Genomic DNA, 14,178 nt, shown 5'->3' with positions numbered 1-14,178 from the left:
CCGGACAGCTCACTCCGGGCCCCTTGTACGCTCCCTGTGTACGTACACCGGCACGACGGAGTGAGCCATCTTGAGCACCCAGCCCACCGACCCCAGCGACGACGGCCAGCTCGGCTTCGACGACTTCACCCGTGACATCGCGGAGGTCCCGGCCGTCGAGGTGATCACCACCGTCGCGGTGCACCTGATGAGCGCGGCCGCCGTCAAGTGCGGCCTCGCCGAGGGCGGCGATGCCGACAAGGACCTCGATGAGGCCCGCAAGCTGATCACCGCCCTGGCCGGCCTGGTCACCGCCGGGGCTCCCGAGATCAGCAACTTCCACGCGGCGCCCCTGCGGGACGGCCTGAAGTCGCTGCAGCTCGCCTTCCGCGAGGCCTCCCTCATCCCGGACGCGGTCGGCTCCGGGCCGGGCGAGAAGTTCACCGGGCCCGTCTACAGCTGACGACCGACCAAGAGGGGCGCGGGGGTCCACCCCGCGCCCCTCTTGGGTTTCGCCTTCAGCCTCGGGTCACCCCTTCATCAAGGCCAGGTCGAGGCCGTTGGTGAGGCGGATCCGGAGGAGTGGGTCGGTCGCCAGGGCGGTGGCGAGGCGTTGGGCGAGGGCTCGGACGGTGTCCTCCGGGAGGCCGTCCGTCAGGGTGAGGGCCAGGACGCCGTCGGTCTCGGCGGACGGGCGGAACTCGGCGCGGAGTACGGCCGGTTCGGCGGCCAGCAGCGCGCCCACCGCGGCCTGGACCTCGGGGTCCTCGGCCGGCGGGAGGTACGGGCGGTTCTCGCCGACGGCCCGCATCCGGGCGCCCGTCAGCTCGTACGTGACCGGGCCCGCCGGGTCGATCAGCAGCGAGCCGGCCTGCTCGGCGTAGGCGGCCAGCACCGCCTGCGGGGCGGCGACCGGGGCGGGGCGGGCGTCGGCGCGCCAGCGGGCCAGCGATTCGAGCGACGTGAAGGCGGGCAGCGCGCGGCGACCGTCGGGCGCCTCGATGACGGGGACCGCCATGTCACTGGTCTTCTCGTGCTTGAGCCCCTTCGCGTCGGTCTCCACCTCGCCCAGCAGGGCGACGATCGGGACCATCAGCCGACTGGGCGTCAGGGCGGCGAGTAGCTCGGGCTCGGCCGTGCGGTCCTTGGACCAGGCGTCCAGGGCCAGCGCCAGGCGCGGGTCTGCGGTGCCGTCGTCGGCGGCGAATCCGGGGTTCGGGATGTTCTTGCGGTCCACCTGGCGAGCCTATGCCACCTGGCGTACAGCGGGCGGCGCCGTACCCCTACCCACGAGTACGGCGGTGTGGCATCGTGCGCGCATGGCCAACCTCGTAGCCTCCCCCGGTACCGCCTCCGACCGCGCCCGCTACGACCGGGCCACCGCGCATCTCGACGCGCCGCTGGCCGTCGTCGATCTGGCCGCCTTCGACGCCAACGCGGCCGATCTGGTGCGCCGGGCGGCCGGCAAGCCGGTCCGGGTGGCGAGCAAGTCGGTGCGCTGCCGGGCGCTGCTGGAGCGTGTGCTGGCGGTCGATGGCTTTTCAGGGCTGATGAGTTTCACTCTCGCCGAGTCGATCTGGTTGGCCCGCTCGGGCTTCGACGACATCCTGCTCGCCTACCCCTCGGCCGACCGCGCCGGCTTCGCCGAGCTGACCGCCGACCCGAAGCTGGCGGCGGCCGTCACCGTGCTGCTCGACGACCCGGCGCAGCTGGACCTGGTCGACGCGGCCCGGGAGGGCGACGAGGAGGTCCGGGTCTGCCTGGAACTGGACACCGCGCTGCACCTGCTCGGCGGGCGCGTACGGGTCGGCGCGCGCCGCTCGCCGCTGCGCACGCCGGAGGCGCTCGGCGCGTTCGCCGAGCTGGTCCAGTGCCGCCCGGGCTTCCGGGTGGTCGGGCTGATGGCGTACGAGGGGCATGTCGCCGGTGTCGGGGACCGGATCGCCGGCCGTCCGGTGCGCTCGCGCATGATCCAGCTGATGCAGGCCAGGGCGCGTACCGAACTGGCCGAGCGCCGGGCCGCGGTGGTGCGGCGGCTGCGGCAGGTGGCGGACCTGGAGTTCGTCAACGGCGGCGGGACGGGCAGCGTGGAGTCGACCGTCGCCGAGCGCGCGGTGACGGAGGTGGCGGCCGGGTCCGGGCTGTACGTCCCGCGCCTGTTCGACAACTACCGCTCGTTCCAGGGCCGTCCGGCCGCGCTGTTCGCCCAGCCGGTGGTCCGCCGGCCGGGGGTCGGGGTGGTCACGGTGCTCGGCGGCGGGTACCCGGCGTCGGGCGCGGCGGGGGCGGACCGTTCGCCGGTGCCGTACCTGCCGGCCGGGCTCAGGTACGACCCGCAGGAGGGCGCGGGCGAGGTACAGACCCCCCTGCTGGGCTCGGCCGCCGACGACCTGCTGATCGGCGACCGGGTCTGGTTCCGGCACGCCAAGGCGGGCGAGCTGTGCGAACGCTTCGCCGAGCTGCACCTGATCGAGGGCGACCAGGTGGTGCAGACCGTCCCGACGTACCGGGGTGAGGGGAAGACGTTCTTGTGACACGGCGTCGGCGGCTGTCCTAGGCTGACGGCCACTTGGGTACGTCGGACACGAAGGGGGACGCCATGGACGCGGAGCTGGTGGAGCTGGCGACATCTGGGGCGACGACGCTGGTCGGGCTGATGGTGACGGAGGCCTGGGGGCAGGCCAGGGGCCGGTTCGCCGCCCTGTTCGGGCACGCGCGGGCGGAGGACACGGCGGCGGAACTGGAGATCGTACGCGGGGAGGTGCTCGCGGGCGGCGCCCCGGAGGAGGCCGCCTCCGAGTGGGCGCCCCGGCTGCGGCGACTGCTGGCTGACCCGGATACGGCGGCCGAACTGCGTTCGCTGCTGGCGGAGTTCGCGCCGAAGGCGACAGCGCCGGGCTCGTCCCCGGTCACCATCAACGGCGGGAATTTCCACGGGACGGTAGTGGCGACGGGGTCCGTCCGGGATCTGACGATCAATCCGGGCTCCTGAGGTGCCGGACGGGCTGACGCTCGCAGCCGCACCGACGGAGGGGTGGCTGCGGGTGCCGGTCGGGCGGGAGGCGAGCCGTTGGGCGACCAGGGGGCGCTGCCGACGGGTGCTGCTGGTGGTGCACAACGTCACCTCCGCCACCCGGCTGCTCGACGTACTGCCGCTGCTGACCGGCGACTTCCGGGTCCAGGTGGTCGTCAGCTCGACCGGTTCGTCACCGTTCGCCGGCGGGATACCCGAACTGTTCGGCGCACTGGGGCTGCCGGTGCTGCCCTGGGCGCAGGCCCGGGCGGAGCACTTCGACCTGGCGGTCTCGGCCAGCTACGGCGGTGAACTCGCGCTGCTGGAGGCGCCGTTGGTGGTGTTGTCGCACGGGGCCGGATACAATAAGAGGCTCGCAACACCGGACACCGGACACCGGACACCGGACACCGGACACCGGACACCGGACACCGGACACCGGACACCGTGGCGGCAGTGGCAGCGGTGCTGCGCCGGCGGGGGCTCCGGTCTTCGGGCTGTCGGAGGAGTGGCTGCTGCACGAAGGCCGGCCGATCGCCGATGCCACCGTGCTCTCCCACCCCGAGCAGCTCGACCGCCTGCGCGACGGCTGCCCGCCGGCCGCCGGGACGGCCGTCCTGGCGGGTGACCCGTGCTACGACCGGGTGCTCGACGCGGAACGGCGGCGGGCCGCCCACCGGCGCGCCTTCGGCCTGAATGAGCGTCAGCGCCTCGTCCTGCTGTCCTCCACCTGGGGCCCGCGCTCGCTGGCGGGCGACGAGCGGGACGACCTGTTCCCCCAGCTGCTCAGCGCCCTGCTGCGGGAGCTCCCGATCGACGAGTACCGGGTCGCGGCCGCCCTCCACCCGAACGTCTGGCACGGCCACGGCCCCGGCCAGGTGCGCGGCTGGCTGAACCGGGCCCGGCGGGCCGGTCTGCTGGTGCTGCCGCCGCTGGACGGCTGGCGCCAGGCCGTGGTCGCCGCCGACTGCGTGATCGGCGACCACGGCTCGGTGACGTACTACGCCGGGGCGCTCGGGCGGCCCGTGCTGCTGGCTGCCGCCCCACTTGCGGACCTCGATCCGCGCTCCCCCGTCGGCCGGTTCTGCGCCGCCGCCCCCGGGCTCGACCCGGCCCGACCGCTGCGCCCGCAGCTGACCGCCGCCCTCGCCGACCCGGGCCCGCCCCCGTACGCCTCGGCGGTGGCCGAGGTGACCTCCGACCCCGGCCGTTCGGCCGCCCTGCTGCGGTCGCTGTTCTACCGCTACCTGCGCCTACCGGAACCGCCGGAGCCAGCACTGCTGGAGCCGCTGGCGCACGGCCCGTTCGACGTCGACACCCTGGTAGTGCCCGGCCCGGTCCAGGTGGCCACCGGGGTCGGCGCCGATGAGGTCTCGGTGACCCGGCTGCCCGCCTCGGCGGCCTTCCCCGACGGGGAGGCGGGCCACCTGGTGGTGGACGTCCGCGAACCGGATCTGGGGAAGCTCGACCTCGCCGACGTACTGCTGCACCGCGAGCCCGAGCCGGACCCGCCCGCCGTACTGCTCGCCGAGACCCTCACGGCCCACCCGGGCTGCCGGCTGGCCGCCCTGCTCCACCCGGACGGCCGGGTCACCGCGCTGCCGTACGGCGGCAAGCCGCTCGAACTGACCCCGCTACCCGGCGAGGACGGCCGACGCGACCGGACCGACCCGGCGGTGTACGTCTCGGCCCTGTACGCGATGCTCGCCGACGGGCAGCCACCCGGACCGGAACTGACCGTCCGGACCGGGCACGCCCTGCACCGGGCCCGGATCGTCAGCCCAGCTCCGCCAGACGCTCGGTGATCAGGACCGCCGCCGGGGCGCCGGTCTCCGCGTAGACGGCGAGCGCCCGGCGCAGCCGGTCGGCCTCCGCCGTCCGGTCGCCCTCGGCCCGCGCCACGGCGGCCAACAGCTCGGCCACGTAAGCCTCCTGGGTCTTGGCACCGCGCTCGGTCATGATCGCCAGCGCGGCCGTCAGCGGCTCCCGGGCCTCGGCCGGGCGGCCGGCCGCGAGGTGCGCCTCCGCGATGCTGGTCAGCGCCCGCGCCTCGTTGTACGGGTCCGGCAGGGCGGCGAGGGCGGTCCGGGCGGCCGACAGCTGGGCCAGCGCCGCCGGGTAGTGGCCCTGGCCCGCCATCGCCCGGCCCAGGTGGTGGGCCAGCAGCGCGAGGGCTCGCGGGTCACCGGACCCGGTGAGTACCTCGGCGGCCTCGCGGAACGCCTCGGCGGCTTCGTCGTACTGCTGCTGACGCAGCATCATCAGTCCCAGCGACTCGATCGCGCTGGCCCGGCCGAGGACGTGGCCGGCCTCGGCGTCCAGCCGGGCGGCGGCCCGGTACTCCTGCTCCGCCTCACCGAACAGGCCGAGGCCGACCAGCGCGAAACCGCGCTGGTTGCGCATCCGGGCCTCCGCACTCACCTCCCCGCACTCGAGGGCCGCGCGGGCGCCGAGGCGGTGGGTCTCGGCCCACTCCTGGTGGTGGCCGCGCATGAAGTACAGGCTCCAGAGCGCCTCGCAGAGCTGCCAGACCAACTCGCTGAAGCCGTACTCCTCGGCGGCCCGGACGGCGGCGGCCAGGTTGGGCCGCTCGCGCTCGAGGAAGGCCAGCGCCTGTTCGGCGGACGCGGCAGCCTGTACCAGCGGCTCGGCGGCGAGCGAGCGGTAGACCGGGCCGAGGCGCCAGCGGAGCGGCATCACCACGAGATCGGCCGCTGCGGCCAGCCGGAGATAGCGGCTGATCATGCGCCGCACGGCCGCGCCGGAGCGGGCCGGACCCTCCTCGGCGGCGGCCAGCCGGGCGGCGTGGGCGCGGACCTGGTCGTGCTGGCGGTAGCGGCCGAGGGCGGTCTCCTCGACCAGGTGGAGCTCGGCGAGTTCGGCCAGCAGCCCCGCCGCGTCCGGGTGTTCACCGAGGGCGGCGGCCGCGACGGGGACGGAACAGTCGGGGCCGGGGTGCAGGGCCAGCAGGCGGTGGAGGCGCTGGGCGTCGGGACTCAGCTCACGGTAGGCGGCGTCCAGGTTCTGCCGGACCGGGTCCTCCGCGCCCTGCTGCTCCGCGTCCGCCGTGGCATCCGCCGCCGCGAACTCCGCAGCCACGGCGGCCAACGTGAGATGGCTCCGGACGGCGAGCCGGGAGCCGACGGTGCACAGTGCCAGCGGAGAGCCGCCGCAGCTCGCGGCCACCACTTCGGCGTCCTCGCGCTGCCCGGTCACCCGTTCCGGCCCGGCGAGGCGGGCGAGCAGGGCGAGCGAAGCCGCCTCGTCCAGCGGAGCCAGCGGGACGTGGGCGGCACCGCGCTCGCGGACCAGCTCGGGCAGCAGCCGACGGGCCGTCACCACCGTGAGCGAGTGCGGCGAGGCGGGCAGCAGGTGGTGCAGCTGGGCGTAGTTGAGGGCGTCGTCCAGCAGCAGCAGGATCCTTCGCTCGGCGGTCAGCGTGCGGAACAGCTCCGCCTTGCGTTCCAGCGTGGGCGGCACGTGCTCGGGGTGGACGCCGAGGTGGCCGAGCAGGGCGGCCAGAGCCTCGTCCGGCGTGGTCGCGGAAGCGGCTGAGCCACCGCGCAGGTAGACGAAGAGCTGGCCGTCCGGGAACTGCCCGACCAGGTCGGCCAGCCAGCGCAGCACGGTGGAGGTCTTGCCGATGCCGCCGATGCCGGTCAGCGCGATCACCTTGGGCGCCGGGGAGTCCGCCCGTTCCTCCCACGCCCGGGTGAGCGCGCCCAGCTCGCGGACCCGGTTGGTGAAGTGCGCGGCGACGGCGGGCAGCAGACGTGGCTTCGGGGTGCCCGGCACGATGGTCGGGGGTGTCTCGCGGCTCTGCACCATCAGCGAGGCGATGCTCTCGGCAAGGACGGCCGTGCCGTGGAAGTTACCGCCGCTCACGCTGGGCATCGGCTCAAGGTCTCCTCACGCTACCTGCCGGGAGAAGACCCCTGCTCCCCCTCGGCCGAGCCTACCGGCGGGCGATGACCCGGGAGGGGGAAGCGGGATATCGGCGCGTCAGCCCGCGGCACGTCAGGTCATGCTGCGTCAGGCCGTTCCGCTGTCAGGCCGTTCCGCTGTCAGGTCTTCGTGCCCCCCGAGCCGCCGGCGGAGGCGGCGCCGCCGGGCTGGCCGCTGAAGTCCGTGATGCTCTTCACGATGGCGTCCATCTGGTCCACGCCCGGCGCCTTCGGGGCGACGTCGAAGCCCAGGTGCACGGAGATCAGGGCGGAGCCGTCGGCGTTCGGGAAGACCACCGTCTCCACGTAGCCGTCGTTGCCCTTCGAGGCGGCGACCTTCCAGCGGACGAGGTAGCCGTTGCGGCCGTCCACGGTGACCGCTTCGTTCTTCAGCTCGGTGTGGGACTTGATGTCGCCGTACGAGTCCTTGGCGGCCGCCGCGATGTCCTGCTGGGCGGCTGCCTTCGGGTCGGTGCCCTTGAGGGCGGCCGTCACCACACCGCCGAGCGAGCACCCGCTGGAGCCGTCGGGGCAGGCGTAGTCGCCGGTGTCGAGCGAGGCGAAGCCGGTGGCGGTGGTGCCGCCCGTCCAACCGGCCGGGATCGGGATGCTGACCCCGTTCACGGCGTCCACAGCCTGGCCGTCGGTGGAGCTGCCGCCGCCCTGCGAACCTCCGCCACCCAGGCCGCCGCCCAAGCCACCGCCCAAGCCACCGCTGCTGCCGCCACTACCGCTTCCGCCGCTACCGAGGCCACCGCCCGGGCCGCCGAAGCCACCGCCGTTGCCCAGACCACCACCGTTGCCCAGACCGCCGCCGGCGCCGTTGCCGCTTCCGCCGCTGCCGCCGAAGTGGTAGCCGGGCTTACCGGCCGCGCGCGGGACGACCTTGACCGTGGACCTGCCGTCCATCGCCAGGTAGGTGATCCCGGAGCCGACCGCGAGACCGGCCAGCGCCGCGACCGTCGCCGCGATGATCACCGGGCGGGAGAGACTGCGGCGCTTGGTGACGGGCTGCTCGCTGCCGGGCATGCCCAGTTCGGGCAGCTCGGGGTAGCGGACGGTCGGCCCGTTCTCCAGGACCTCACCCTCCAGCGCGGCGCTGGGAGCGGGACGGGTGGTGGCCGTCCAGCCGGTACCGTCCCACCAGCGCTCCGGCCGGGGGTCGCTGTTGGTCTCCTGCGGATCCGGGTACCACCCGGCGGGAATCTCGCTCACGGCACTGAATGTAAACGTATTCGGGTAAGCGCGATATCAATGCGCCGGTGTATTTGCCCTTTTTCTGATGAGATTCAGGTGAGAAGCGTCCGCCAGGCTACCGGGACGTCACGTAGGCCCCCGAGATCCCCCCGTCCACCAGGAACTCGCTCGCCGTGATGAAGGAGGAGTCGTCGCTGGCCAGGAAGGCCACGGCGGCGGCGATCTCCTCCGGCCGGGCGAATCTGCCGACCGGAATATGCACCAGCCGGCGGGCTGCCCGAGCCGGGTCCTCGGCGAACAGCTCGCGGAGCAGCGCGGTGTCCACCGGCCCCGGGCAGAGCGCGTTGACCCGAATGCCCTCCCTGGCGAACTGGACGCCCAGTTCACGCGACATCGCCAGCACGCCGCCTTTGGACGCCGTGTACGAGATCCGCGAGGTCGCCGCGCCCATCCGCGCCACGAAACTCGCCGTGTTGATGATCGAGCCGCGCCCGTGCCGCCGCATGTACGGCAGCGCCGACCGGCAGCAGAGGTAGACCGAGGTGAGGTTGGCCTCCTGGACCCGGCGCCAGGTGTCCAGCCCGGTGGTGAGGATGGAGTCGTCCTCCGGCGGCGAGATGCCCGCGTTGTTGAACGCCACGTCGACACTGCCGTACGTCTCGTACGCCTCGTCGAAGAGCGCCTCGACCATGTACGGATCGGTGACGTCGGTGTGCACGAAGAGCCCGCCGACCTCGCGCGCGACCGCCCGGCCGGTGGCCTCGTCCAGGTCGGCGCAGACCACCTTGGCACCCTCGGCGGCGAGCCGCCGGGCCGAGGCCAGACCGATGCCGCTCCCGGCGCCGGTCACGACCGCGACCCGGCCGGTCAGACGCCGGCAGACCTGAGCTTCCGTCATAGGCTGGCCCTCCTCCATCACTCAACGCATCTGGACGACTACAGAACGACTACGGCGAACGGTACGTCCTGGCACTGACACTCCGACAGCCGACCGGCCGATCAGCCGTCGGCCGAGTGATGGGGAGGGCCGCTGACGGGAACGACAACGGTCACCAGTGCAGCCTTTGGATCTTCGTACGATCTGGGGTTCACTTCCGGTGCGGGGCGGCCCAGCCCTGGCCTCCGAGCATCCATGAGAGGGCGGCGATGTCCAGCCACGACTTCGAGCACGATCACGATCACGCAGGCCACAGCCACAACCACAACCACGGCGGCGGGCACGGCGGGCACTCGCACGGCGTGGCGGCGGACGCGGACCGGCGCTGGCTGGTCAGCGCGCTCACGCTGATCGTGGTCTTCATGGCGGGCGAGGTCATCGTCGGCTACGCCGCCCAGTCGCTGGCCCTGATCTCGGACGCCGCGCACATGCTGACCGACGCGGCGTCGATCGTGCTGGCGCTGATCGCGATGCGGCTGTCCGCCAGGCCGGCCCGGGGCGGTTACACCTACGGGCTCAAGCGGGCCGAGATCCTCTCCGCCCAGGCCAACGGCGTCACCCTGCTGATCCTCTCGGTCTGGCTCGCGTACGAGGCGATCCAGCGGCTGATCAGCCCGCCCGACGTACGGGGCTCGCTGGTGCTGATCACCGCACTGGTCGGCATCGTCGTCAACCTCGCCGCCGCCTGGTGCATGTCGAAGGCGAACCGGACGTCGCTCAACGTCGAGGGCGCCTTCCAGCACGTGGTGACGGACCTCTACGCGTTCATCGCGACCGCCGTCGCCGGTGCGATCATGCTGGCCACCGGCTTCCTGCGTGCCGACGCCATCGCCTCCCTGGTCGTGGTGGCGCTGATGCTGCGAGCGGGGATCGGCCTGGTCCGGGCCTCCGGGCGGATCTTCCTGGAGGCCGCACCGGCCGGGATCGACCCGGACGCCGTCGCCGACCAGCTGGTCTCCGCACCCGAGGTGGTCGAGATCCACGACCTGCACATCTGGGAGATCACCTCGGGCCAACCCGCCATCTCGGCGCACATCCTGGTCGCCCCCGGCGGCGACTGCCACGCCGTCCGCCGCGACCTGCAACGGCAGCTGCGTGACGACTACCGGATCACGCACGCCACCCTCCAGGTCGACCACCTCGGCGAGGACGAACCGCAGGAACTGCTGCAGATCACCACCCCCACCGCCGGAGCAGCCACCGCCGACCACTGCGCCGACTCGCACGGCCCGATCCACCGCAGCGGGCCGCACGAGCACTGAGCGCGAGTTCGAGCTGCCAGGGATCCACGACGCTGTCCGTCCCGTACGGCATGATCTGAGCGTGACCGCACCGCGACTGATGCTCCTCGACTCCGCCAGCCTCTACTTCCGGGCCTACTTCGGCGTGCCGGACTCCGTGAGGTCCCCCGACGGGCAGCCGGTGAACGCCGTGCGCGGCCTGCTCGACTTCATCTCCCGACTCGTCCAGGACCACCACCCCGACCAGTTGGTCGCCTGCATGGACGCGGACTGGCGCCCGCAGTGGCGGGTCGACCTGATCCCGACGTACAAGACCCACCGCGTCGCCGAGGCCGCCACCGAGGGCGAGGAGGAGATCCCGGACACCCTCTCCCCCCAGGTGCCGGTCATCGAGCAGGTGCTCGACGCCCTCGGCATCGCCCGGATCGGCGTGCCGGAGTACGAGGCGGACGACGTGATCGGGACTCTCGCCGCCCGGGCCAAGGGCCCGGTGCAGATCGTCACCGGCGACAGAGACCTCTTCCAGCTGGTCGACGACGTGCGCGGTGTCCAGGTGATCTACCCGATCAAGGGCGTCGGCGCCGCCCAGATCATCAACGAGGCCGCCCTGCGCGAGAAGTACGGCGTCACCGGCGCCGAGTACGCCGACATGGCGGCCCTGCGCGGCGACCCGAGCGACGGCCTGCCCGGCGTCAAGGGCATCGGCGAGAAGACCGCCGCCCAACTCATCCGCGAGTACGGCGACCTCGCCGGCATCCGCGCCGCAGCCACCGACCCCTTCTCCAAACTCACCCCGGCCCGTCGCAAGAACATCCTCGAAGCCGCCCCCTACCTCGACGTAGCCCCCACCGTCGTGCGCGTCGCCACCGACATCCCCCTCCCCGACTTCGACCCCACCCTCCCCCGCGAACCCCTCGACCCGATGACCCTCGAAGACCTCGCCACCCGCTGGGGCCTCGGCACCTCCCTCACCCGCCTCCTCGACACCCTCGCCCAGAACGGAACGAACACCTGAGGCTTCACCCCCGTCCTGCCCCGGTTCCCCTGAACCGCGAACGCATCGCCCAACTCGCCGACGTCCCCCCGTCCGGACCACCACTCCTGCGGGCCCGCACCCACTACGTCCTGCGCGCCATCACCCGCCGCCTCACCTGAACCACCACCCAAGCCCGCAGCGGTTCAATCGAAGTCCGCATCGCCGTACCCGGCCAGGTCCTCCAGTAGTTTCATCGCGCCACCACCGGTGTCGGGCCGAAAGCGTCGGCGAGGCTGGTCAGGATGGAGCCGGACCAGCGGCTCTCCCCGAACACGCCGACCGGCATGGCGAACAGGCCGAACTCGCGCTGGAGCGTCTCCGCCGGGATCTCGACCGGGAAGAAGTAGTTACCGGGACAAGTCCGGCTCGCCGTAGGAATCGCCCCGAGTACCTCGTCCGGCAACCGTTCGAACAACCGCTCAGCCCGTGCGGCCAGTTCGCCGACGACCTGCTGGGGCACGTCGCTGTGCTCGGTCAGCAGACGGTCGGCGAGCCTCAGCTGAGCCGGCGTCGGCGGATCCGCCCGGAACGCCTCGGCCAGTTCGGCTTGCGCCGGACCCAGCAGGACCACGCCGAACGTGCGTGGCCACAGCCAGCCCTTGGTGACCGAATGCAGCAGGACCGCACGGCCGGTGTCCAGCAACCGCCGTGTGCCGGCGGCGAACGGGGTGCCCAGGTCGTAGACGCTGTCGATCAGCAGGTGGCGGCGTGGTGATTCCTGCAACCACGAAATCACCGCAGCGCACTCGGCATCGGACAGGTACCGGCCGAGCGGCTTACTGGGGTTGGCGAGCAGCAGGTACTCGGGCCGCTCGTCCGCCGGCGAGCTCGGCAGCGCCGGTGCCGGCAGCGTCGGGTAGGACGCCGGCGCCAGGCCGGCAGCGCGGGCCAGCTCGAAGTAGACCGGGTACACGTCGCTGGGCAACCACAGCCGCGCCTGCACGGCGTGCAGCCAGTGGAACACCACACCGAGCCCGTGACGGACCCCTCGACAGACCATGGCACGCCCGGACCACTCTTCCGGCAGCTCGAACCGCCGCAGCCAGGCACGGGCGAGATCGCACCGGTGCACCGTGCTCAGATCGGCCGGCGGTTCCGGCCGCAGCGGAGCGAGCGCCCGGTACACGTTGGTCTCGGCGGCGTCCAGAAGCGACGAGGAAGCACCGAGTTGCCGCTGCCGGAATTCCTGGAACTCGTCGAACCTCATGCCGCTGCACCTTCCGGCACGATCTCGCTGGCCCGGTCCTCCAGGGAGGCGTAGCAGCGTCCGTCGGCCAGGACGTTCCAGCTGCGGGCGATCCCGCTGGTGCGTTCCCAGAGCAGGCTGGGCTCGGTGTAAGCCGCGATCCGGATCGGCTGGCCGTCCCAGGTGCCGTGGTAGACCGGCGCGCCCCAGGGCAGGCGGCTCGCGAGTTCGAAGCCGTGCTGCTCGGCGAACCGGGTGACGACGGAGAGCGAAACCTGGTGCTCCCGGCTCCAGACGTTGGCGGTGCGGTCGAAGTAGAGCGACTCGGTACTGGTGGAGACGTAGAGCTCCTTGAAGCAGACTTCCTCGACACCGAGAGCCGCAGCCCACGAAAGGTAGTCGGCGACGCCGGCCGCGTCGGCCACGCCGCCGTGCTGGAGCACGCAGATCAGTCTCATCCGCAGCCCCGGCCAGCGGTCACGTTCCACGCGCCAGGTGTCGGCGACAGAGCTCACCGGCGTGCGCAGCATCATCAGCCGCTCGCTGACGGCGTCGTCCTGGTGGTGGCGGGAGACCGCCAGCACGCCCAGGCCTGCTGCGCTCAGGGCTGCCAGTCGGTCGGCCCGGTCAGCGTGCTGACCCTTCGCCAGGGTGTGCGCGTTGGTGATCAGGACGACCTTCGGGAAGGCCGCCGAGCAGGCGGACACCAGCCGCAGCTGCTGGTCGAACGGTATGAGCGTGGGCTCCCCGCCACCGGTGATCACCGCGCGCTCGGCACCTGCCGCACGGGCGCGCTCCAGCCAGTGGGCGACCGCGTCCCACGGGACCCGGGCCGGCGCCTGGTCGGTGGAGATCGAAGCGGCGGAGAAGCAGAACGAACACCGGGCCTGGCAGGCGGAGGCGACCGGCAGAAGCGAAACCGAGCGCGGTCGCAGGTCGGCGTAGCGACGCTGTGCCGATCCGTGCAGGTGCAGGTGCAGGGAAGCCGCCATCGCATCCTCGACGGTTGTCGGGCGCAGCGTGAACTCGTCGCCTACCTGGTCGAGCTCGTGGACGGCTGACAACCGGATGCGAGCCTCGTGCAGTTCCATGCCGAGGCCGGTCGACACGTTCGGCACCAGCTTGTCGGGGTCCACCGTGGTTTCCAGCACCAACAGCCGGTCGCCCGGAATGGCCAGCCGGTCCAGCAGGCGTCGCGCCTTGCCGATGCCGATACCCAACTCCGCACGGGTCAGCAGGTGGAACCGGTCGGGATAGGTACTCTCCGGAATCCCCTCCTTACCGTAAGCGAACGCGTACTTGTCGAATCCCTTCGCGAAGTTCGACAGCACGATGACGTGGAAGCGCTGGTCGCTACGGTTCATCCGATCATCATGCATGAACGGGCTTCTTACCTGATCACTGCTACCCCGGGAACGGTGCTCCGGCATCGTGGGTGACCCAGCTCGCGGGAGCGGCTGCCGTCCGTGCCGGCCGGCAGGTGAACGCGGGCGAACCTGTACAGACACCTTGCAGCCACAAGATGGATCAATTTTGATCGGTTGCAGTTCTCCCCGAAGTACCGGCGAGTAGCTACTGTTCCGTTGTCATGCCCGGGGCCGCGACCAGCGGCGCCGGGCCACAGGGCTGACGCACCATCAGGAGA

General features: G+C 72.4%; 13 protein-coding genes. 7 read left to right on the top strand and 6 right to left on the bottom strand.

The window, feature by feature from the left end:
• Window positions 1-70 precede the first annotated feature (70 nt).
• Window positions 71-442: a DUF1844 domain-containing protein gene (locus tag P3T29_RS07080; protein WP_280715448.1), complete on the top strand. Its 372-nt coding sequence runs from the start codon at window positions 71-73 to the stop codon at window positions 440-442.
• 66 nt (window positions 443-508) lie between these two features.
• Here P3T29_RS07080 and P3T29_RS07075 read toward each other — a convergent pair whose 3' ends face one another.
• Window positions 509-1,216 carry an SseB family protein gene (locus P3T29_RS07075; protein ID WP_280715447.1) on the bottom strand — a complete coding sequence of 236 codons (708 nt, stop codon included), beginning with the start codon at window positions 1,214-1,216 and terminating at the stop codon, window positions 509-511.
• Between the two features lie 82 nt (window positions 1,217-1,298).
• Here P3T29_RS07075 and P3T29_RS07070 point away from each other — a divergent pair, with 82 nt between their 5' ends.
• The 4 genes from P3T29_RS07070 to P3T29_RS07055 all read left to right on the top strand — a co-directional run bounded on the left by P3T29_RS07070 (window position 1,299) and on the right by P3T29_RS07055 (window position 4,797).
• Window positions 1,299-2,513: an amino acid deaminase/aldolase gene (locus P3T29_RS07070; RefSeq protein WP_280715446.1), complete on the top strand. Its 1,215-nt coding sequence runs from the start codon at window positions 1,299-1,301 to the stop codon at window positions 2,511-2,513.
• A 65-nt stretch (window positions 2,514-2,578) separates the two neighbouring features.
• On the top strand, window positions 2,579-2,971 hold the full coding sequence (locus P3T29_RS07065) for a hypothetical protein (RefSeq protein WP_280715445.1): 393 nt from the start codon (window positions 2,579-2,581) through the stop codon (window positions 2,969-2,971).
• Between the two features lies 1 nt (window position 2,972).
• The gene (locus P3T29_RS07060) at window positions 2,973-3,620 is read left to right on the top strand and encodes a hypothetical protein (protein WP_280715444.1); all 648 of its coding nucleotides are present in this window, start codon (window positions 2,973-2,975) and stop codon (window positions 3,618-3,620) included.
• Window positions 3,541-4,797: a hypothetical protein gene (locus P3T29_RS07055; protein ID WP_280715443.1), complete on the top strand. Its 1,257-nt coding sequence runs from the start codon at window positions 3,541-3,543 to the stop codon at window positions 4,795-4,797. The genes P3T29_RS07060 and P3T29_RS07055 overlap by 80 nt, the downstream gene beginning before the upstream one ends.
• Here P3T29_RS07055 and P3T29_RS07050 read toward each other — a convergent pair.
• The 3 genes from P3T29_RS07050 to P3T29_RS07040 form a co-directional block, all read right to left on the bottom strand.
• Complete coding sequence (locus P3T29_RS07050) at window positions 4,769-6,886, bottom strand: NB-ARC domain-containing protein (protein WP_280715442.1); 2,118 nt, start codon at window positions 6,884-6,886, stop codon at window positions 4,769-4,771. The two genes, P3T29_RS07055 and P3T29_RS07050, sit on opposite strands and share 29 nt — an antisense overlap.
• Window positions 6,887-7,056: 170 nt before the next feature.
• On the bottom strand, window positions 7,057-8,151 hold the full coding sequence (locus tag P3T29_RS07045; protein WP_280715441.1) for a DUF2510 domain-containing protein: 1,095 nt from the start codon (window positions 8,149-8,151) through the stop codon (window positions 7,057-7,059).
• A 97-nt stretch (window positions 8,152-8,248) separates the two neighbouring features.
• On the bottom strand, window positions 8,249-9,031 hold the full coding sequence (locus P3T29_RS07040; protein ID WP_280715440.1) for a 3-oxoacyl-ACP reductase: 783 nt from the start codon (window positions 9,029-9,031) through the stop codon (window positions 8,249-8,251).
• A 248-nt stretch (window positions 9,032-9,279) separates the two neighbouring features.
• Here P3T29_RS07040 and P3T29_RS07035 point away from each other — a divergent pair, with 248 nt between their 5' ends.
• Window positions 9,280-10,332, top strand: a complete 1,053-nt coding sequence (locus P3T29_RS07035; RefSeq protein WP_280715439.1) for a cation diffusion facilitator family transporter — start codon at window positions 9,280-9,282, stop codon at window positions 10,330-10,332.
• A 79-nt stretch (window positions 10,333-10,411) separates the two neighbouring features.
• Window positions 10,412-11,326: a 5'-3' exonuclease gene (locus tag P3T29_RS07030; RefSeq protein WP_280715629.1), complete on the top strand. Its 915-nt coding sequence runs from the start codon at window positions 10,412-10,414 to the stop codon at window positions 11,324-11,326.
• A gap of 211 nt (window positions 11,327-11,537) precedes the next feature.
• On the opposite strand, the gene P3T29_RS07025 is transcribed toward P3T29_RS07030, so the two are convergent.
• Window positions 11,538-12,554, bottom strand: coding sequence for an aminotransferase class I/II-fold pyridoxal phosphate-dependent enzyme (locus tag P3T29_RS07025; RefSeq protein ID WP_280715438.1), 1,017 nt, complete (start codon window positions 12,552-12,554; stop codon window positions 11,538-11,540).
• Window positions 12,551-13,897 carry a radical SAM protein gene (locus P3T29_RS07020; RefSeq protein WP_280715437.1) on the bottom strand — a complete coding sequence of 449 codons (1,347 nt, stop codon included), beginning with the start codon at window positions 13,895-13,897 and terminating at the stop codon, window positions 12,551-12,553. Before P3T29_RS07020 ends, P3T29_RS07025 begins: the two co-directional genes overlap by 4 nt.
• Between the last annotated feature and the right edge of the window lie 281 nt (window positions 13,898-14,178).

Source organism: Kitasatospora sp. MAP5-34 (genome assembly GCF_029894335.1).
Classification (GTDB): domain Bacteria; phylum Actinomycetota; class Actinomycetes; order Streptomycetales; family Streptomycetaceae; genus Kitasatospora.
This window is presented reverse-complemented; position numbering and strand designations above follow the sequence as displayed.

Bases quoted from the DNA above. Each gene is read 5' to 3' on its own strand.
- P3T29_RS07070 (WP_280715446.1), top strand. From the start codon at position 1,299: ATGGCCAACCTCGTAGCCTCCCCCGGTACCGCCTCCGACCGCGCCCGC.
- P3T29_RS07065 (WP_280715445.1), top strand. From the start codon at position 2,579: ATGGACGCGGAGCTGGTGGAGCTGGCGACATCTGGGGCGACGACGCTG.
- P3T29_RS07050 (WP_280715442.1), bottom strand. From the start codon at position 6,886: ATGCCCAGCGTGAGCGGCGGTAACTTCCACGGCACGGCCGTCCTTGCC.
- P3T29_RS07040 (WP_280715440.1), bottom strand. From the start codon at position 9,031: ATGACGGAAGCTCAGGTCTGCCGGCGTCTGACCGGCCGGGTCGCGGTC.
- P3T29_RS07035 (WP_280715439.1), top strand. From the start codon at position 9,280: ATGTCCAGCCACGACTTCGAGCACGATCACGATCACGCAGGCCACAGC.
- P3T29_RS07030 (WP_280715629.1), top strand. From the start codon at position 10,412: ATGCTCCTCGACTCCGCCAGCCTCTACTTCCGGGCCTACTTCGGCGTG.
- P3T29_RS07025 (WP_280715438.1), bottom strand. From the start codon at position 12,554: ATGAGGTTCGACGAGTTCCAGGAATTCCGGCAGCGGCAACTCGGTGCT.
- P3T29_RS07020 (WP_280715437.1), bottom strand. From the start codon at position 13,897: ATGAACCGTAGCGACCAGCGCTTCCACGTCATCGTGCTGTCGAACTTC.